This window comes from Bacillota bacterium (assembly GCA_013177945.1).
Lineage (GTDB): Bacteria > Bacillota > DSM-12270 > Thermacetogeniales > Thermacetogeniaceae > Ch130.
The window spans coordinates 39,310-57,380 of record JABLXW010000012.1 but is presented as its reverse complement, the minus strand read 5'-3'; the positions used below and the strand labels follow the sequence as shown (position 1 = coordinate 57,380).

Sequence of the window (18,071 nt, the reverse complement as noted above, 5' to 3'; positions counted from 1 at the left end):
GCGCTCATTCCAAAGCATAGCAGGACCACTATTTTAAGGCAAGAACCTTCGGCCAGGTTTTTGGTTGACAAAACCAAGGGAAAAATAAAAAAATTTAAAAAAGGAGGGATTCTTTGTGGATGCTAAACTGCGAGATCGCATCCGGGGAGGTCTTTTCGGAGTTGCGGTAGGGGACGCCCTGGGCGCCACAGTAGAGTTTTTGAGCCAGGGTGAAATCCGGCGCCGCTTCGGCTGCCTCACGGAAATAATTGGAGGGGGATGGCTCAACCTGGAGCCGGGGGAAGTAACCGACGACACCGAGATCACACTGGCTGTAGCAAAAGGGATTCTCGCCAATCCGGCCTCTCCCCGGGACGCGGTGGGGAAAATGTTCCTGCGCTGGTTTCAGGGCAACCCAAAAGATGTGGGAGAAACAATTCGCACCGCCCTTTCTTTTTATCTCGAAAATCCGGACTGGGATGAGGCAGCAAAGCGGGCCTGCCATGCCCTGGGAGGGAAAGCTGCAGGAAACGGCTGCCTGATGCGGACCCTCCCGGTTACTTTTGCCTATGCCCAAAACCCCGAAAAAATGAACCGGATCTCCCGGGAACTGGCGCGGATGACCCACTACGAGCCGTTAGCTGAAGCAGCCTGCGCCTTTTACAACAACCTGGCGCGCCGTCTTTTATACGCGCCCCACTCCCCCCAAAATAAAGAGGGGTTTCTAAAAGCAGCGCTTAAGGATACCGAAAATTACTCAGCAGACCTTCCTGCCGGAACTCTGGAAACCATCAAAGAAACGGTTGAAAAGATCGCTGTTATGTCCAAAGAGGAGATCTCCCCGACAGGGCACTGCCTGGATACGCTGGCAGCTGCCGTCTGGTGCTTCCTTCACACCCTTACTTTTGAGGAGGCCGTCGTTGAAGCCGTCAACCTGGGCGGGGATGCCGATACCGTCGGCGCTGTCTGCGGCGGCCTTGCAGGGACCTTCTACGGTTACAGGGCAATCCCGGCGCGGTGGCTCGAAACCCTCAAGCCAAAGGAGGAGCTGGATAAGGTATCCCAGCAGCTCTTTCACCTCGCCTCGCGGCATCCCGGCACTTTTAGATAAACCCCGGGGCAAGCAAACCATTGAAAAGCGGGTCAGGAAGGCCCTCGAACCTGGCAGGAAGCCGGAAAAAAGGCTTTTTGTTTTTTGCAGCAACCCAGAGTAAGATTTCCGGGCGGCAGGGCGTAGGTAAAAGTAGAGACCATTTGGAAACCGGCGAAGGGGGTGGTGTCGATCCCGTCAACTCAAACGAAGTATCCGTGCGCCGCCTCCTTTAGGAAGAGACTGCAGAGTGCTCTTCTCTTCGCATCGGAACCGATGCGAAGCCCGGTCCGGAAGGATTTACCTGCAGCTTTACCTGCAGCTGCTGCGGCGCCGCAGTGTTGGAAAATTTAAAAGTTAAGGAGGGTTCCTGCGTTGAAAAGGTTGCTGGTTGTCTTTGCTGCTCTGGCTCTGGCTGGTCTTTTTGCCAGCGCGGTCTCGGCCGGCAGTCCCGTCAGGCTGCTCGTCAACGGCCGGGAAATCGAGCCGGACGTCCCGCCCCAGCTGATAAACGGGCGGGTGGTGGCGCCCGTGAGGTGGGTCGCCGCGGCCCTCGGCGCGGATGTGACTTGGGAAGAGGCCACCGCGACCGTGCGCGTCAACGTCCCGCAGCTTGAATCGCTCGAGCGCCAGATTACTCTTCTGCATAACGCGCTGGCCTCGACATCGCCGCGGGAAGCAGTAGAAAAATGGGCGACAGGCGTGAAAACGCGCAACGGCGCGCTCCAGTACGCCGTTCTTTCTCCGGAGCTGAAGGAGAAAATGCGCCCGGAGTACGAGGAGTGCGGTTGGGTGACAGGAGTGTCCAGCCCCTGGGTCGAGCGCTATGAGATAACCCGGGAGACCAAGAGCAAGGACGGCGCCTGGGGGTGCGAGGTCAGATTCGAAATGATGGCTTCCACCGGCCCCGCGGGCTCGTACACAGCCAGGGTGACCGTTAAGCAGTACGAGCGGCACTGGTTTGTAGCCCAGATAATGCGGGACGATGTGCTGGAGCACCTGCAGGAACAGGTGACGAAATTTCTTACCGAGATGTACGGGAAGCACTACCGCTTGCTGAAAACCGAAGTTTCCTGCCTTTCTCACAGCGCAGCTGCTTCCGGGGTGGAGGCGCTGTTCAGCACTACAGTGGCGCACGTTCCGGCCTATAAAGAGCCGGAACAGTGGCCTGTCCAGCAAGGGCGCATCAAGTTTCTGGAAGAAAACCGGGGAAGGCTTACTCCCGAACAGGTTCGCAGGGTCGAAGAAAAAATAGACTTCTGGAATCGGGAACTGCGGCAATACATCGACAAACCTGACGATGCGAACATGCTTTTAAAAGTAACGGCCGGGTTGGACATAATGGGCGGCATCAGGCCAGAAACGATCAAATTCTATTACGAGGACCCGGCGGGTGCCTACCTTCCCTTTACGCCGGACGAGTGGCCTGCGTTTAAGCCGTCTGAAGAATTAATAAAGCAGGGGTACGAGGAGATGCGCCGGCTGGTTGAGTAGCGCGGCTGCCGCCAAAACGGAACTCCGGCGCGCCCGGCACCTTCAGCTTCTTAATTCCGGATAGAATTAAGTGCAGCGATGAAAAATCTCATCCCGGAAAATTATCCTGACAGGGGTGCTGGAAAGAAGCAAGCATGAAGTTAATTAAAACAACCGGGGAGGGAAACCGGATGAGTGGAGAAGAGAATCATGGAGAACGGGAGGCAACCAGGGCGGAAAAGATCCTGGCCTTCGCCTTAGCCATCTTTCTGCTGATCGGAGGAGTGAGGATTGCAATTGCCGTCGACCGGATGTTTCCCCGCCCCGATTACATGAAAATCCGGCAGGAGTTCCTTCCGGAATCCACCGAGCAGGAGCTGTCCCTGCTGCGCCAGAAAGAGGAAGAACTCGCAGGCGCGGTTCAGATGAGCCGTGAGGCGGAAATTAAAGCCCGCCTCGATTACGAAACCGCCCGCGAGGAGTACCGCACCCTCCTGGACCGGGGGGTTGACGACCCGCAGAAGAGAGAGGCATGGGAAAAGGCAAGAAAAGCATATGACGAGGCCCGCGACCGGAGAGAAGAGGCGGAGGCAACCCTCAACAACTTCCAGAAGAAAATTCTCGAGCCCAAGCAGAAAGCCTATGTTCGGGCAGAGAGGAGCTTCCAGGAAAAGCTGGAGCGGTTGAACAGGATGCGCGATTTGAAATCCGGAGGCTTTTCCCTGGCGTACGCCCTGCTCGCCTTTGCCCTGACCTTCTGGATCTTCAACCTGTTCCGTGCAAATCCCAGGCTTGCCCGCTACGCGGTCATCGGAACGAGTTTTTTGGGTTTCGGGGCGCTGCAAACCCTGGTTATATTCTTTAAAATAGCCTATCCTTTTCTGCACAACGTCATTCCCGTCGAGTGGGCCATCTCCCTGGGAGGTTCGATCATCTGCATTGCAGCCCTCGTTTACCTGAAAAACAAATTCTTTTCCGGCGAAGCGGTCAGCCGCCGCCGGCTCTGGAGGGGGCTCTGCCCCGCCTGCGGCTTCCCCGCCCCGGGCGCTTTCTGCACCTGGTGCGGCGCCGCTCAGCTTCTTAAATGCCCGCAGTGCGGCGAAGAAACAAACCGGCACCTCCCACACTGCAGGGGATGCGGGGGCTCCCTGGCGGCCTCCGAAGCCAGATAGAGCAAGGCAGGCGCGTCCTGGATTGCGAACGGGACCCGTGCGCCTGCCCGGCAGACCCGGCAAGAAAAAAGCCCGGCAGCTGCCATGGGGAAATCCCCGCAGCACCGGGCTCAATCCTGCTCAAAACGACTTTGCGAATTTTATTCTGGTAAAGATCCCCTGTAAAATTTATTCCGGCGGGCTGCTGACTTTCGTAAGGAGTATTGTTTTGCGTGTTTCGTCGTTGTCGGGAATCCTTTCAGGCATAAAGTATATTTTTTTCTTGGGTATGACGATCAACAGAGTCCCCGGCACATCCAGAGGTTCGTTTTGAATGACCACCATCTCCTCGATCAGGTCGGATGCAGCTGCAATATCTTTTCCCCGGAAGAGCGTGTTTTGGACAAAGATAAAAGGGTATCCCCGGTATTTTTCGAAATCCCCCGGAGCAATCGAGGCAAATCTCTTTCCCTGGGTGCCCGGAAAATAGATTCCGATCATCCCGTTCTCTTCTTCCCTGAAATAGCCCTCTTTTACAATTCCTTTTCCGGTGGTGGGCGTGATGTTTTTCTTCTTGATGTCAGGAAAATGTAACACAATTTTTACCCCGTTTTTAGCCGGTTCCGTACGCACGTACATGTCCAGCGTCCCGTTTTCCTCCTTGCGTTCCACTAGCCGCTGCCGCACAGCAGGAAAAATTGCCAGGAAAACCAGCACCAGAACAATAGCTGAACACGAGACAACTGTCAGCCAATCTGCTTTCTTCAAGATTTCCAGAACTCCTTTTTTAAGATCTCTCTCTCTCTTGGTCTCTCTCGTCATCAAATAGTCCAGTAACACGGAGGCGAAACAACCACCCACTTGTTCGATTGAGATGAAAAGGTAAATGAAATGCCTCCCGGGCCCACCTCGGCGCCAGTAACGCCTGTGCTGCTCCACGTGTATTAGTGTATTAAAGGGGGGAGAGGGAACGCAAGGTGAATTTTAAGATCTTTTGTCGAAATTATGTTGAACCATAAGATTTCTTCCTCTCGTGTTGCAATTGGAAAAAACATGGCCAGGGTGAGAAAGATTAGCTGTTGATATTGGGAAGAAGTCAAAGATCCATTGAACAAAAACTTCTCTATATTCATTATTCATTTTTTATAGCTGCCAGGCGGGAAATCAAACCGGTTATCGGAAACAACACACAGGTACCCAAACGATGTGGTATAGATAATATTCTTTTTGTAACAGTAAAACCAATACGGATAACCTTTGCTCAGCACCAGGGCATTTATATTTGGTCCCGTTATTCGGACACCGTCATACTCACCGTATTGCACGGTGATGTCCTGAAATTTGAACCCCTCCGCATAGGTCGTTTGCTGAACGTTGAGCTCTCCTTTGTGCTCTTTCAAACTTAAAACTCGCCTTTCACGTACGTCTACGTCCGCAGTAACATAACCTGTCAGCGTTCTATCCGGTCCGGCGCGGCTAATTTCGTAGGCTACCCTGACAATATTACCCGGCCGAAGCTGAAGCATTGCTTCATGGGAGTAAGACCTTACTTCTTTGCGATCTGCTCCGGGAGGAATCTCGAGTTCAAGAAACCACAGCAGCTTCCCGCGCTCCATATCCAGGCAGAACAATCTCGGACCAGAAGAAGCGCTTCCGACAAAGTAAAGTCTGCTCCCATGCCGCAACGGCAACGAAAAGCCATCCGTGGCAATTTGCTTCCGGAATATAATATCCGGTTTTCTTCCCCAGGGATCAAACTCAGGGTGGCCGGTGACGGCTGAGGCCATCCCGGAGAGGCTGAGGGCAAGAAAAATTACAAGTAAAATTGCTTCGCCGGGGGGGTGCTTGATGTTATAAACAAAGAAAAAGGCAAATCCGACTGCTCCGGCAGCGAACACCGTTTGGATGACAATCATCGCGGTTTGATAGCCGTGCACTCCCAGATCTGGAACCGCCCGAAAAACGACGCCGATCAAAAACGCCTGGATTGCGGTAATAATTGAGCTCAAGCCTCCGGCAGCAAGACCCCGAAAAAAGTTGTCCCTGGCCCTAATATGCTGACAGATAATCAGTGACATAAACGAAATAGAAAAAGAAAGGGCAAAATACGGGTACACCCGCGGGACTGACTGGCTCCCCACCACGATTAACAAGACAATCCAGATCATAACAACAGCAGCAGTAATCAGGTTCTTTCTATATTTTGTATATTTTGATTTTTCCATTCGAAGGTCACCTTCTCCAGATATTCTCAGAGAAATAATGTTAAAAAACTAAAAAGTCGTGTTGCAACAGGAAAAAGACACGGCCGGCCTGCCTCAGCCCGGACTGCGCTGAACCTTGTAGAATATCAGGATCAACGCGGAACAGATCGCGTATGTGCCCAGAAACACCCCCAGCATCAGCGCGGCCCCGGGCCGGTTACCCAAAATGTCAGGAGTAATAATGGATGCAAGAGTCGCGGCAAACAGGGAGATCCCTACCCGGAAGATCGCCCTGGTGTTTCCGAACATCAGGATCTGGCCTGTGCGCTCCAGGGGGTTGCGCTCGAAGAGGTACACCGCTAGCAGAAAGAAAACGGCAGCCGCCAGGAGCATCCCCGGCGCCAGCCACTCGCTTACGTCCCCGTAACGGTAACCCTCGAGATAGACGGGAAGGATAAGGTGCCTCCCCAGACCCTCCAAAAAGGCACTGACGGGGTCGGAGAAGCGGATGATTCCGAAAGAAACAAGAAGTTCTTGCAGGAAAAAAAGGGCGAAACCCGGGAAATATAAAAGGCCCAGGGCGCCGAACAAAGAGGCAAGCAGGTTCCCGGTCACCGCCGCCACCAGGAAACCCAGGGCGTAGGCTGCCAGCAGTACCGGGGTGGTGGCACCAAACCAGACAAGAGCAGCAGAATTGGTATACCGGGCCGGCAGGATCGCGGCCATGACAACAATAAACAACAGGTTGACGAGCATGATGCCCGTGATCGCCCCGGCACCCACCAGGAACTTGGTCGCGGCGATCTCCCGCCTGCTGACCGGTGTGGCCACCAGGAACTCCAGGGTGTTCTGATGGCGCTCCTGGGCGAGCAGAACCGCCCCCAGCCCCAGAGCCAGGACAACGGCAAGGGTGCCCATGGATGAACTGCCGGAAGTGCCGTGAACCATTTCGGCAATCGGAAACGACCAGATGGTGGGGTCCTGCGAAAAAGTCGTGCCGTTGAAATAGGCGGTGGGCTCAACGGCTCTGATAATCAAGATGAAAATGGTGTCCAGTACAGGTGTCATGCTCATGAGCACGCCAACCGCCCAGAACCTCCACCAGTTCTGCCTCCACTCCTTCCAGACCAGGCCCCTATTCAAGCACAAGCGCTTCACGGCTGTATCCCTCCCTCGCCATTGTGTGGATGAAGATCTCCTCCAGATCGAGATCGTGAAGCTCAAGATATGCCGGATGGAAAAACTTTACTCTTTCCAGGGTCTTGCTGAAGTTTTCGCCCACGATCAGGGAATATACCTTTCCCTGTGCCTCCACCCGGGTGACGCCCGGCAGATTCCTGATTTCTTCAGGCAAACCCTCCGGGAAGACCACCTGGATCTTTCTGGCTCCGGATTTGAGTTCATCCAGGGGTTTGCTGAAAAGGAGCCTTCCCTTCATGATGACGGCCACATGGTCCGCCGTCCGCTCCAGGTCGCGCAGGTTGTGGGTGGAGAAAAAGACCGTCGTGTTGCCCGAGGCAGCCTCCTGCACGATCAACTGCATGAAGTGGCGGCGGATCACGGGGTCAAGACCACCGGCCGGTTCGTCCAGAATCAAAAGCCGCGGCCGGATCGCGAGAGCAATAACCAGGGCGAGCTGGGTCCTCATCCCCTTCGAGAGCGCCCGCACCAGTTTCTCCGCCGGGAGTTCAAAAGCCTTCAACAGGGTCCGGCACCGCTTCCAGTCCCAGTTGCGGTAAACCCGGGCGCAAAAATTCAGGATTTCCTCCACCCGGAAAGACGGGTACATGTGCTGCACCTCCGCCACGTAGCCGACCTGCTGCCTGACGTCGCCGGAGGAGTCGGTGATGTCCCTGCCCAGGATGGTTCCCGTACCGGAAGCGGGCTTAAGGATGCCCATCAGCATTCTGATCAGAGTCGTTTTGCCTGCTCCGTTAGGACCCACCAGGCCGAAGATGGACCCCTCCGGAACCGCCAGATCCAGGTGATCCACCGCCGGTTTCCCGTCGAACAACTTGGTCAGAGCGCGCGTCTCTATCGCCCGTTCAGGCATTGCTTTCCCCTCCCCTCCCGGTGCCACTCCCGCACCGCCTCCTCCAGCAAGGAAAGCAGTTCCTCCTGGGAAAGATCCAGGTAATACGCCTCGACCAATACCCTGCGCAGCATCTCCCTGATCACCCTTTTCTTCTCCTCCCCGTCAACTTGAATTTTCCGGGCAGCAACAAAGGTGCCGCGCCCCCGGAAGGTTTCGATGATTCCCTCGCGTTCCAGCTCCTGGTACGCCTTTGCGATGGTGTTGGGGTTGACGGCGGTCCGGGCGGCCAGTTCTCTTACCGAAGGAAGTTTTTCCCCAACCGCGAGCACTCCCCGGGCCACCGCCTCCTTAACCCCTTCCACCAGCTGCTGGTAGATGGGAACGCTCGATCGCTGGTCGATATCAAACCACAAGCCGCTTCCCCCTTCCAGTAATAAGAGCAAGCGTATAATTCTAGCCGAGCAGTGCTCTTTTTTCTAATTGTATTATATGTCATATTGTAAATAGTACACTATGACCGCCTTTTTGTCAATCCCCTGGCAAGGCATTGAAACTACCCGGTGAATGTTTTATTCCCCCGGGTTCGCCGGCAAAAGTGAGCGGTGGGAAAAGGACAGGAAAGGCACCGCAAGGAGGGCGGAGATGGAGGGGAAGAACTCCCGTCACCTATTAAGAAACCGCTGCCACAGGAGGGCCTGCCTGCCGGTTCTCGTCAGCCGGTGGCTTCCGGTCAGGGGGACCCCTGCCTGCTTGAGCAGGGCTTCCCCCTTTTCCTGGAACTCCGGCGGGAGGGTAAGGGCAACCCCGCAGTCCGAGGTGATTTCGCGGGGGAGCGGGATTAAGAGAACCGGGAGTCCTGCCTCTTTGCAGATTTTTTCGGCGCGCAGGGCGTAGTGGGAAGAGGGAAAAACGAGTACGGCAACGGTAACAGACCGGTCGCCACCGACCCCTTTGTTCATACCTGTCAAGCGGCCTCCCGAAAAAAATCTGAACAAGCCTTAACCATCTATCCAGGAAATAATCCCCTGGAAGAACAGCTCTGGAGATCTAGCCTTCCTTCCGGAGGCAGAGGAGCCACTCTCCTTCTCCGGATTGTTTAACTGCCACAGCATAACCCCTGCTCCTGGCAAAACGGGCCACATTCTCCCGCGCCACACCGGTGTCAACCCGAACCTCTACTTCTTCGCATCCTTCCTCCAGGGCGGCCCTGGTTTTCAAGACAGGCAACGGGCAGCTCAAACCCCGGGCGTCGATTTCTTTTTTCATCATTTTCCTCCTTCATCCAGACTGGTATTCCAAAATTTAATTTCAAGGCAGCTCAGGCTTCCCGACAAAACCATCCTATCAGCACGGCGATCAGGATTCCAAGCAGCACGACGACTTTTCCGTAAAGAGTGGGACCCGCCGGACTGCTGGCCAGGAGAAAGTTGTGCGCAACGGCAGCGCCTGCCGCCATTCCCAAGACCGACATGCCGGCATCGGCATCCCCCTCACCGCTCAGGATCAACTGGCGGAGCGGGCAACCCCCGGCAAGCACCGCAGCCAACCCCACTAAAACCATCCCCAGGAAGTTCCAGGCGCCATCGGTATGGGCAATTGGCTGGTTGGCGAAGCCCAAACGAAATTGACCCAGCAGGATGTTCGCAAGCAAAACCCCTGCGAAAATTGCACCGTAGCCCTTTAAAAGATAGGCATCTCTGGTGAGAACGAAATCGCGGATCCCCCCGCTGAGGCACAGGCGGGCACGCTGGGCAAGGATGCCGACGAGAAGCCCGGCCCCCAGACTCATCAAAACCGGAGCGGAGAAAGAGCCGGGGCCCTGCAGGCTGGCAAAAACCGGGCCTCCCGCCTTTGGATCAAAAACCGGGTGGTAAATAGCCAGGACTAGGATAACGACCGCAAGAAGAGGCATTACAAGACCCCCAACGGCCGAACCCCGCCGGGCGCGGCCCAGGTTGTAGCCCCGTTTTAAAAACTCCACTCCACCGAGGACGCCGACGGTAAAACCCGCCAGACCCAGCACCGCGTTGAGGTCGCCGCCCCCCAGCCGCAGGAGCGTGCGAAGGGGACAGCCCAGAAAGACCAGGGCGCCCACCATCATGAAAAAACCCAGCAAAAACCGGACTAAACTGCCGGAACCACCCCGGCTCCGGAACTCCCTGCCCAGCACCGCAGCCAGAAAAGCCCCTAACAGCAAGCCCGGAATTTCGGGCCGCAAATACTGCACGGGCGCCGCCCGATGCAGCCCCAGGGCGCCGGTGATATCACGGATAAAGCAGGCAATACAGAGGCCCATGTTTCCCGGGTTTCCGAATTTCACAAGCAGTGCCGCCAGAATCCCAATTACCAACCCTGTTCCCACGATCATTGCATCTCTTCGCTCCATTTTACCCCGCTCCCCCTCCGTTTTAAATTCCTTTAGATTACGGAATGCATTTCCTCTTAATATACATATGCCATCGGAACCAAAAATCCTGTTATATTATTTATAACGATTTGTTATACCAATGTTTTCCTCATTGCACTGCAAAGACTTGTCATGCTTTTGGAGAAAAGGTAAAATAGGCGCAAGCAAAGGGGTGATCCGGGTGCGCACCGGGACCGTTGACCTTCCTCTGCACAGCGGAGAGTGCCCGCGCTGGCTTTTCGACCGGATGACCAGATTGAGCCGGGCAATCCTGATCCTGCTGGTGCGCGAAGAAGGGCCGGCAGGAGTTTTAAAAAGGCTGGCCGACCCCTTCTGGTTTCAGGCTCTGGGGTGCCTGCTTGGCTTTGACTGGCACTCTTCGGGTTTAACGACAACGGTTTGCGGGGCCCTCAAGGAGGGGCTGCGGGGGTGCGAAAGGGAGCTGGGCCTGTTCATTGCCGGCGGAAAGGGGAAGACGTCACGGAAAACACCGCAGGAAATCGTCATGTACGCAGAGAAATTCGCCCTCCCCCGAAGTGAAAGGCTCGTTTACGCAAGCAGGATGAGCGCGAAGGTGGACAACTCCGCCCTCCAGGACGGGTACCAGCTTTACCACCACACCTTTATTTTCACGGCGCGCGGTGAATGGGCCGTGATCCAGCAGGGGATGAATCCGGGCCTCCGGCGCGCCCGCCGCTACCACTGGCTGGGAGAAAGAGTTTCGGACTTCGTCAACGAACCTCACAGCGCCATCTGCTGCGACTACAGAGAGAAACAGGTTCTCAACCTGGTGGCCCAAACAAGCGAGGAATCGCGCAAAACAATTGCCGCCTTGAGCTGCTTAAACCCGGAGCAGGTTGTGAGGGAGTACAACCGGCTGGTTCTGCCTTCCCGCCATTCCCTATACCTGGAGCACCTGAAACCCTCCAGCCTGGAGCGGGTTCTTCTGAAAAGCTACGAGCAACAGCCCGAAAACTTCGAAGCCGTCCTCTCCATTCCCGGAATCGGACCCAAGACCATCCGCGCCCTCTCCCTGATCGCCGAGCTCGCCTACGGAGCGCGCCCCAGCTACCAGGACCCGGCCAAATACAGCTTTGCGCACGGGGGAAAAGACGGCTATCCCTACCCTGTAGACCGGCGGACCTACGACCGGTCGATCACCGTTCTCGAGCAGGCCATTAAAGAAGCAAAATTGGGCCGGGAGGAAAAACTGGAGGCCTTCCGCCGCCTCCAATCTCTGCTCCAAACTCAAAACAAAACCACCCCTTAAAAATCTGATTTACGGATGCCCCGGGCCAGGCAAAAAGATGACGGAGGGAACGCCCATGAGCAGCAACTGATTTTTGATGAACGAAACTGAATGTAATGTATAGAAAAGAAAAGGCGTGGTGTACGTACCTCAGCGGCCAGCTTCCCACGCCTTTTTATTCTCAGCAAGCAGTCCTGTAAGCCGGGTTCTGTTCCTTCGAAAACCGAAGGCGATGATCATCTCTCTTGGGCCGCCAGTTGCCTGGGGCCTCCAGCGACCTACCCGGAGGCGGAGCGGGCCACTCCCTTGCCTCCCTATTCGGTCTTGCTCCAGGTGGGGTTTACCTAGCCGGCCAGTCGCCTGGCCGCTGGTGCGCTCTTACCGCACCGTTCCACCCTTGCCCCGCACTCACCGGAGCGCAGAGGCTTAAAGGTTTAACAACATCTATCAGCAGCGGAATTTTATTTAGGCTTCTTCGTTCCGGTGAGTGCGGGGCGGTTTCCATTTCTGTGGCACTTTCCTTGGGGTCGCCCCCACTGGGTGTTACCCAGCACCCTGCCCTGCGGAGCCCGGACTTTCCTCACGCACCGCCTTTCGGCTCCCGGTGCGCGCGATCATCCAGACTGCTTGCCTGATTATCTACTTTGACGGCAAAATTATAACACCAATGCAGAAAATATGCAAATTGAACGAACAGTCGCAAAAAGTAGTCTAAACCACCGGCGTACCAAATAAGAATAGATTTAAGAAAACTCTTCTTAACGGGAGCGGAAGATGGACGGGTTTTTCAACCTTTGCTCGGACCGTGTTTACCTCCCCCTCGCCTTAGAATTGAAAAAATACCTGACAGGAAAACCGGGCACCTACGGCATTCATTTCAGGGACCTGGGGACGGGGAAATCCTTCGGGATCAACGACCGCGAGCTGTTTCCCCAGGCAAGCTGCGTGAAGGTTCCCTACGTCCTTTACCTTTACGAGAAGGTTGCCGTAGGGAGCTACCGGCTGGAGCAGCGCCTTGCCTACCAGGCAGATACAGACTACAGCGCAGGGTCGGGCTACTTGCAGCACATCCTCAAAGAAGGGGACCGCCTCACCCTGCGCGCCCTCGCAAAGGCGGCAATAACCCTCTCCGACAACATTGCCTACAGGATGATCAAGCGCCTGGTGAAACCCGCAAACGTCGTGGAGTTCATGAGAGCCCTTGGGGGAAGCCACCCCCGGCCTGATGGCGACGACTGCACCACACCCCGGGACCAGGGCTCCTACCTGCTGGGCGTGTTGGACTTTGCAAAGCGCAGCCCCAAACTGGGAGAAATGCTCCTCGACGACCTCGCGCATCCGGTCTGGCACTGCGGCCTCCCCGCCCTCCTCCCCGATGAAATCAAGGTGGCCCATAAAGAAGGCGATCTCGAAGGGGTGGCCAATGATGCCGGCATCATCTTTGCCCCCGACCGCCCTTACATCCTTGTCGTTCTTTCTCAAAACCAGCCGGACGTTCCTGCGGCCTTCAGGGAAATTGCCGCAGTCTCGCGGCTGGTTTTCGACTACCAGTGTCAGCTCAGCAGGTAATTTTCGGGCCAAACTTAAACCCAAAAACAGCTTGACCCCTTATTCTTAACTCTTTTAATTCTTAAAGCTCGGATTGCTCGCTTGCCTCGATAGCCCGCTGGATTTCTTCTTCAAGCTCGGGGGGAAGCCCCATGATCTTCACGTTCAGAAAGCCCCGGACGATGGTTGCGGTTGCTTCTTCTTCTGTCAGACCCCGCGCCATCAGGTATTCGATCTCCTCCTCGGCAATCTTGCCGACCGCGGCCTCGTGGGAAAGCTCTACCCCATCCACCCGCGCCTCCAGTTCGGGAACAGCGTAAATCACCCCTTCGGGCGCCAGCATCAGCCCCCGGCACTCCAGATGCCCTTTCACATCAGGAACCTCGCCCACCAGGTGGCCCCGGTTGACGATCTCCCCTCCCCTGGTAATGGAACGGGCAATGATTTCCGCCCGGCTCCCTCTGCCCCGGAGGATGACCCGCGACCCCACGTCAAGGTGAGACCCCGGGTGGCCTACCAGAATTGAGTGGTACCGGGCCAGGCTCCCTTCCCCCGCCAGGCAGGCGGTGGGGTACATCTGGAGGGAACGCACCGGGCGCATGCAGATGTAGTTGGAAAGAAAAATTCCCCCCTCCTCCACGATGGTGCCGGTCCGGGGGCGCACCGCCACATTTTCCGCCCAGCTGTGGACCATCGTAAAGCTCAGCTTTGCATTTTTCTTGATGTAAAACTCTGAGATTCCAATGTGCATTCCCGAGACAACGCCATGCCCTGTAGTGCAGCCTGTGATCACATGAAGTTCGGAGCCCTCCTCGGCGATGATGATGTTGTGGACATCCTGGATGAGCCCCTCCTGCGTGATGTAAAGGCAGGCCTGAACAGGATAGATTGCCTTCACACCGGGAAGCGCCCGGATAAAATAGCCGTGCTCCCTGTGAAGTTCGGCACGGGCGGTGTACTTATCGGCATCCACCGCCACCGCTCGCCAGTAATAATCCTCCAGCCAGGGGTAACGCTCTAGAGCAGCGGTAATGCTCAATACTTCAAGCCCTTCCTGGCAGACACTTGTATGGATAACCGAGTGATCCTTTTGAATGTAGGTCCCGGTTCTTCCCTTTTCTGTTACATCAACCCCTGCCCTGAGCAGATCCCTCTGTTCTGAAGGAGGGAGATTCTCCAAACGGGTTAAAACGGGATGGGGTTCTCCTTCATCCCGGTACTGGCGGAAATCAATTTCCTCCCCGTAGGCAGCCGACTTCTCCAGCGCCTTCTGAGCCTTTAAGCGTTTTTCTTCTTGCATCTGCCTCCCCCTCTACGCCAGGCAACGGGTGCACTCACCGTACCCCAGTTCATGAATGCAACCCAGCAGCTCACGCGGGTTCAACCCGCTGCAAGAAAGCTTCCCCTCGTAAAGAACATGCCCCACATCAGCAGGAACATAATCAAGGATAAAACCGGTGTGGGTGATGATCAGCCCTGCCTTCTTCCGGGCCTCTTTAATCTCACGGCGGGAACGCTCCTGTTTGCAAAAACTGTCTTTCTGCAGAAGCTGGTTGATCGCCTGCCCGATAATAGCAATGTTTTCCAGATCTACTCCCGATTCAGGTTCGTCAAGAAGCACCAGATCCGGATCCTGGGCCAGGAGCTGCACGAGTTCGGAACGCTTGATTTCGCCTCCAGAAAACCCGAAATTGACATCCCGTCCTAAAAAAGAGAGAAAATTCAAAGGCCTGGCCAGTTCTTCAATATTTTCCACCTTTCCCTGTCCGGAAATGCGCAGCAGGTCCCGCATCGTAACGCCCCGCAGGACAGGGGGACGCTGGAAGGCAATGCCAATGCCGCGCCGGGCGCGTTCGTGGACGGAAAGGGAAGTGATATCTTCTCCCTTAAAGAAGATTTTTCCGCCGGTGATGCGGTACCTGCGAAAACCCATAATTGCCCCGAGCAGAGTCGACTTCCCGGAGCCGTTGGGGCCAAAAAGGACGTGAGTCTCACCCGGTCTGATGTGAAGGTTGACACCCTGCAGAATCTGTTTTCCTCCTACTTCTACGTGAAGATCCTCAATCTTGAGCATTTACCAACCACCTTCAATCAAAATTAAAACCTCTTTGAGTATAATCCATCTTAAGGATTCGTCAAGGGATCTTGAAAAACCTTTCAGAAGAACTTCAGTGAACCGGCTCAGATCACAGTTAAAAGAAATTTTTTTACAAGAAGGCCATAAAAGGGAAGGTGCAGGGTTAACCAGCATAAGAAGGGCGAAACAATGGTGATGAAAATAAACAAACCAACAAAGAGGAGCGGAATTTTTAGTCTTGCTCTCCCCGCGAGACCTCTTCGCTCCCGGGAAACCGCATCTTTGCCGTTCCGGGGGAAACCCCTCTGGTTTTTCAATGCTTTAAAAAGCCCCTCCCGGAACTCCTCGTTCCAGCCCTCGGGGAAGCGGTTCTCGCAGGCCCAGTCTCGCAATTCCCGGCGCAGCCTTTCAACGCGGGCGCGAAACTGGTGATAAACAGCATCGCAGGAGGGGCAGTGCTGCAGGTGCAAATTGATCTTCTCCCCCTCCCACCAGTCAAGATCGTGACCCAAATAAGCACACAAGCGCTTGCGAATGGACTCGCAGTCGGAGGCCAACAGTAATACCCCCTAATCAGCAACTTCCAGGGTTGATAAAATCCGCGTCAGGGCCTCAAGAACCTGTTCTTCCCGTTTTCCGAGGATGGCTGCGATTTCCCGGAGTGTGAAGTTTTCCAAATAGCGCATCACAACAAGCCAGCGCTCCAGGCGGTCCAACTGGAGAACTTTCCGTACCAGATCCCCCGCTTCTTTAATCATCTCTTCATCATGGGAAACAGGCTGGGGTGGTGCTTTCTGTTTTTTGAGGTGCGCGCAAGCCGCTTCCATCATCGAGCGGCTCAAAAAATTCTGAAAGGCCCCGCGTTTTGCCATGGTCCGGATCCTGGACCAGGCAGTAAGGAGCCCCTGGCTCATAATTTCCTTTGTCTCTCCAGTGCTTCCCGAAAGAAGCCAGATCTTATTAAAAATCACCGGAAGATAGTCTTCAGCCAGGACCCAAAAAGCATCGGGATTACCCTGCTCGGCCTGTGCAAGGAGATAAAACTGGTACACGCTCCTCCCCCCGGAAGATCCCTTACAGAACCGTGGTGGCACCCCGGTAAATCAGACCGCGCATGCTGTCAACGGTAACTGTTCCCCCATCCTTGAGAATTTCCGTCGCACCTTCCACACCCACAACAACAGGAATTCCCAGGTTTAAGCCGACAATGGCAGCATGGGAAGTAAGGCCGCCCTCTTCGGTGATAATCGCCCCTGCCTTCTGCATGCTGGGGATGAAATCCCGGTCGGTGCTTGTGGTTACCAGAATGTCTCCCCGGTTTACCCTGGCAAGGGCCTCTTCAGGTTTCTTGCATATCCGGACCTTGCCGATCACCGCCCGGTTCCCGATCCCCGTTCCCCGCGCCAGCACTTCCCCGACGATGTGAACCTTGAGCAGATTCGTGGTTCCGGGAACTCCCACAGGCACGCCGGCAGTAATCACGATCAAGTCGCCGCACTTGATCAGACCCTCCGCGAGACCGGTGTCAACTGCTTCCTTAATCATCTCATCTGTATTTGCAGTAAAAGGAATACCCAGCGCCTGAACCCCCCATACCAGGGAGAGCTTCCGGCGCACCTTTTCGCTCGGACTCACCGCCACAATCGGTGCGCGCGGCCGGTACTTCGAGACCATCCGGGCCGTAAAGCCCGACTTCGTAACGGTAATAATGGCAGCCGCACCCAGATCCTGAGCCGTTGTGCACGTGGCGTGGCTGATGGCATCAGTGATCGTCCGGGGTGCAGCAGCTCCCTTTTTCAGAAGGATCTGCCCGTAATCCAGGGCCTGCTCGGTGCGTTCGGCAATGCGCGCCATAATCCGGACGGCCTCAACCGGGTATTTTCCGCTTGCCGTTTCTCCGGAAAGCATCACCGCATCCGTTCCGTCCAGGATGGCATTGGCCACATCACTTGCCTCGGCCCGCGTGGGGCGCGGGTTGCGGATCATCGACTCCAGCATCTGAGTGGCAGTAATTACAGGCTTTCCTGCCCGGTTGCACTTTTCGATAATCTTTTTCTGGATCAGGGGAACCTCTTCGGTGGGAATCTCGACCCCGAGATCCCCCCGCGCCACCATCACACCATCCGCAACCTTGATGATCTCATCCAGGTTTTTAACCCCTTCTTCGTTCTCGATCTTCGCGATGATGTGGATGTCGGCATCACGTGCCTCCAGCAAACGCCTCACGGCCAGAACATCTGCCGCGCGCCGCACAAAGGAGGCTGCGATAAAATCCACTTCATGATCTATTCCAAAATTGATGTCCGCCACATCCTGCTCCGTTACCGCAGGCAAATCAAGGGGAACACCCGGAAGATTAACCCCTTTCCGGTTAGTCAACTCTCCCCCGAAAACTACTTCACAATCTACCTCCGTGTCCCCTGCCTCGAGAACCTTGAGGCCGATCATTCCGTCGTCGAGCAGAACCATATCCCCTGGCTTGACGGATCGCGGCAGTCCCTTGTAAGTAACCGAGATCCGGTTTTCATCCCCTTCAATCTCTTCCGTGGTCAGGGTCACCCGGGCCCCTTCGCGCAAAAGAACCCTGCCCCCTTTTAAAAGGCCGATCCGGATTTCGGGACCCTTGGTGTCCAGCATGATCGCAAGATTGCTCCCCAGTTCGGCCGCGGCCCGGCGCAGATTGTGAAGGCGCCTTTCGTGCTCTTCGTGGGTGCCATGGGAAAAATTCAGCCGCGCCACATCCATCCCGGCTTTGAGTAACTCCTTCATCACCTCCAGGGAGTCACTGGCCGGCCCGATCGTACAGACAATTTTTGTTTTTCTCATCAGACCCCTCCTCTTCTTTTGGATAAGACTTG

Annotated in this window: 18 protein-coding genes and 1 other RNA gene; 5 read left to right on the top strand and 14 right to left on the bottom strand. The window is 55.5% G+C overall.

The window, feature by feature from the left end; all coding sequences use genetic code 11:
* Positions 1-127 precede the first annotated feature (127 nt).
* The 3 genes from HPY58_07950 to HPY58_07940 all read left to right on the top strand — a co-directional run bounded on the left by HPY58_07950 (position 128) and on the right by HPY58_07940 (position 3,714).
* On the top strand, positions 128-1,090 hold the full coding sequence (locus tag HPY58_07950) for an ADP-ribosyl-[dinitrogen reductase] hydrolase (protein ID NPV29573.1): 963 nt from the start codon (positions 128-130) through the stop codon (positions 1,088-1,090).
* A 354-nt stretch (positions 1,091-1,444) separates the two neighbouring features.
* Entirely contained in the window at positions 1,445-2,563 is a 1,119-nt protein-coding gene (locus tag HPY58_07945) for a copper amine oxidase N-terminal domain-containing protein (GenBank protein NPV29572.1), read from the top strand.
* A gap of 170 nt (positions 2,564-2,733) precedes the next feature.
* Positions 2,734-3,714, top strand: a complete 981-nt coding sequence (locus tag HPY58_07940; GenBank protein ID NPV29571.1) for a hypothetical protein — start codon at positions 2,734-2,736, stop codon at positions 3,712-3,714.
* Between the two features lie 168 nt (positions 3,715-3,882).
* On the opposite strand, the gene HPY58_07935 is transcribed toward HPY58_07940, so the two are convergent.
* The 8 genes from HPY58_07935 to HPY58_07900 all read right to left on the bottom strand — a co-directional run bounded on the left by HPY58_07935 (position 3,883) and on the right by HPY58_07900 (position 10,318).
* Positions 3,883-4,461 carry a hypothetical protein gene (locus HPY58_07935; GenBank protein NPV29570.1) on the bottom strand — a complete coding sequence of 193 codons (579 nt, stop codon included), beginning with the start codon at positions 4,459-4,461 and terminating at the stop codon, positions 3,883-3,885.
* Positions 4,462-4,829: 368 nt separating this feature from the next.
* A complete protein-coding gene (locus HPY58_07930) occupies positions 4,830-5,918 on the bottom strand; it encodes a hypothetical protein (GenBank protein NPV29569.1) in 1,089 nt (362 codons plus the stop codon).
* 93 nt (positions 5,919-6,011) lie between these two features.
* Positions 6,012-7,055, bottom strand: a complete 1,044-nt coding sequence (locus tag HPY58_07925) for an ABC transporter permease subunit (GenBank protein NPV29568.1) — start codon at positions 7,053-7,055, stop codon at positions 6,012-6,014.
* Positions 7,033-7,950, bottom strand: coding sequence for an ABC transporter ATP-binding protein (locus HPY58_07920; GenBank protein ID NPV29567.1), 918 nt, complete (start codon positions 7,948-7,950; stop codon positions 7,033-7,035). Before HPY58_07920 ends, HPY58_07925 begins: the two co-directional genes overlap by 23 nt.
* Entirely contained in the window at positions 7,932-8,345 is a 414-nt protein-coding gene (locus HPY58_07915) for a GntR family transcriptional regulator (GenBank protein NPV29566.1), read from the bottom strand. Before HPY58_07915 ends, HPY58_07920 begins: the two co-directional genes overlap by 19 nt.
* A 249-nt stretch (positions 8,346-8,594) precedes the next feature.
* Positions 8,595-8,891, bottom strand: a complete 297-nt coding sequence (locus HPY58_07910) for a DUF3343 domain-containing protein (protein NPV29565.1) — start codon at positions 8,889-8,891, stop codon at positions 8,595-8,597.
* Positions 8,892-8,979: 88 nt separating this feature from the next.
* Positions 8,980-9,201, bottom strand: a complete 222-nt coding sequence (locus HPY58_07905) for a SirA family protein (GenBank protein ID NPV29564.1) — start codon at positions 9,199-9,201, stop codon at positions 8,980-8,982.
* Positions 9,202-9,250: 49 nt separating this feature from the next.
* A complete protein-coding gene (locus HPY58_07900) occupies positions 9,251-10,318 on the bottom strand; it encodes a YedE-related selenium metabolism membrane protein (protein ID NPV29563.1) in 1,068 nt (355 codons plus the stop codon).
* A gap of 202 nt (positions 10,319-10,520) precedes the next feature.
* Between HPY58_07900 and HPY58_07895 the strand changes: the two genes are divergently transcribed.
* Positions 10,521-11,609 (top strand): DUF763 domain-containing protein, encoded by a 1,089-nt coding sequence (locus tag HPY58_07895; protein NPV29562.1) that lies wholly within the window; start codon positions 10,521-10,523, stop codon positions 11,607-11,609.
* Between the two features lie 160 nt (positions 11,610-11,769).
* Here HPY58_07895 and rnpB read toward each other — a convergent pair.
* Positions 11,770-12,218, bottom strand: an RNA gene (gene rnpB, locus HPY58_07890) — RNase P RNA component class A.
* Positions 12,219-12,362: 144 nt separating this feature from the next.
* Here rnpB and HPY58_07885 point away from each other — a divergent pair.
* Positions 12,363-13,157: a serine hydrolase gene (locus tag HPY58_07885; GenBank protein NPV29561.1), complete on the top strand. Its 795-nt coding sequence runs from the start codon at positions 12,363-12,365 to the stop codon at positions 13,155-13,157.
* Between the two features lie 61 nt (positions 13,158-13,218).
* On the opposite strand, the gene HPY58_07880 is transcribed toward HPY58_07885, so the two are convergent.
* The 5 genes from HPY58_07880 to pyk all read right to left on the bottom strand — a co-directional run bounded on the left by HPY58_07880 (position 13,219) and on the right by pyk (position 18,039).
* On the bottom strand, positions 13,219-14,436 hold the full coding sequence (locus tag HPY58_07880; protein ID NPV29560.1) for a SufD family Fe-S cluster assembly protein: 1,218 nt from the start codon (positions 14,434-14,436) through the stop codon (positions 13,219-13,221).
* A gap of 12 nt (positions 14,437-14,448) precedes the next feature.
* Complete coding sequence (locus tag HPY58_07875; GenBank protein NPV29559.1) at positions 14,449-15,210, bottom strand: ABC transporter ATP-binding protein; 762 nt, start codon at positions 15,208-15,210, stop codon at positions 14,449-14,451.
* Positions 15,211-15,317: 107 nt separating this feature from the next.
* Complete coding sequence (locus HPY58_07870) at positions 15,318-15,770, bottom strand: zf-HC2 domain-containing protein (GenBank protein NPV29558.1); 453 nt, start codon at positions 15,768-15,770, stop codon at positions 15,318-15,320.
* A gap of 12 nt (positions 15,771-15,782) precedes the next feature.
* On the bottom strand, positions 15,783-16,265 hold the full coding sequence (locus HPY58_07865; GenBank protein NPV29557.1) for a sigma-70 family RNA polymerase sigma factor: 483 nt from the start codon (positions 16,263-16,265) through the stop codon (positions 15,783-15,785).
* Positions 16,266-16,287: 22 nt separating this feature from the next.
* Entirely contained in the window at positions 16,288-18,039 is a 1,752-nt protein-coding gene (gene pyk / locus HPY58_07860; protein NPV29556.1) for a pyruvate kinase, read from the bottom strand.
* Between the last annotated feature and the right edge of the window lie 32 nt (positions 18,040-18,071).

Bases quoted from the DNA above. Each gene is read 5' to 3' on its own strand.
- HPY58_07920 (NPV29567.1), bottom strand. From the start codon at position 7,950: ATGCCTGAACGGGCGATAGAGACGCGCGCTCTGACCAAGTTGTTCGAC.
- HPY58_07905 (NPV29564.1), bottom strand. From the start codon at position 9,201: ATGATGAAAAAAGAAATCGACGCCCGGGGTTTGAGCTGCCCGTTGCCT.
- HPY58_07930 (NPV29569.1), bottom strand. From the start codon at position 5,918: ATGGAAAAATCAAAATATACAAAATATAGAAAGAACCTGATTACTGCT.
- HPY58_07910 (NPV29565.1), bottom strand. From the start codon at position 8,891: ATGAACAAAGGGGTCGGTGGCGACCGGTCTGTTACCGTTGCCGTACTC.
- HPY58_07900 (NPV29563.1), bottom strand. From the start codon at position 10,318: ATGGAGCGAAGAGATGCAATGATCGTGGGAACAGGGTTGGTAATTGGG.
- HPY58_07875 (NPV29559.1), bottom strand. From the start codon at position 15,210: ATGCTCAAGATTGAGGATCTTCACGTAGAAGTAGGAGGAAAACAGATT.
- HPY58_07940 (NPV29571.1), top strand. From the start codon at position 2,734: ATGAGTGGAGAAGAGAATCATGGAGAACGGGAGGCAACCAGGGCGGAA.
- HPY58_07885 (NPV29561.1), top strand. From the start codon at position 12,363: ATGGACGGGTTTTTCAACCTTTGCTCGGACCGTGTTTACCTCCCCCTC.
- HPY58_07880 (NPV29560.1), bottom strand. From the start codon at position 14,436: ATGCAAGAAGAAAAACGCTTAAAGGCTCAGAAGGCGCTGGAGAAGTCG.
- pyk (NPV29556.1), bottom strand. From the start codon at position 18,039: ATGAGAAAAACAAAAATTGTCTGTACGATCGGGCCGGCCAGTGACTCC.